Annotated in this window: 1 pseudogene; it reads right to left on the bottom strand. The window is 32.6% G+C overall.

Features of this window, described 5'->3' with window-relative positions:
- Positions 1 to 91: pseudogene (locus AB4496_RS25715) on the bottom strand (trimethylamine N-oxide reductase system protein TorE); the annotation flags it as partial.
- Positions 92 to 340: the final 249 nt, after the last annotated feature.

The raw sequence follows: 340 nt of genomic DNA, 5'->3' as shown, positions 1-340 counted from the left end.
ATATTGGAAAGAGAACCACCGCGATGAAGAGGAAAGACTTCCACTCCAACGAGCGTTTTTCGCCAGTTTCAATTTTATTAACATCACTCATACATTTTGCCTATTTTGTATTTAGTAATTTCGAGTAACCCATTCTATGGGGCTAAAGTTCTTGAGTATCTAACAACAAATTTTAGACCATACACAAAGTAGGGTTCAATCAAATCCCCCGTTATAACCCTTGCTAATCAATACTTTTTTGAGGTCATCCAAACTTGTTTTCAGTTAAACAAAGTTATTAAAAAGTATTAACAAATGTGAAGAATTAAGTATATTTCACAAATGTTAAAAACCAACATAC

The sequence above is a fragment of the Vibrio sp. 10N.222.46.A1 genome (assembly GCF_041473595.1).
Classification (GTDB): Bacteria; Pseudomonadota; Gammaproteobacteria; order Enterobacterales; family Vibrionaceae; genus Vibrio; species Vibrio tasmaniensis_A.
This window is presented reverse-complemented; position numbering and strand designations above follow the sequence as displayed.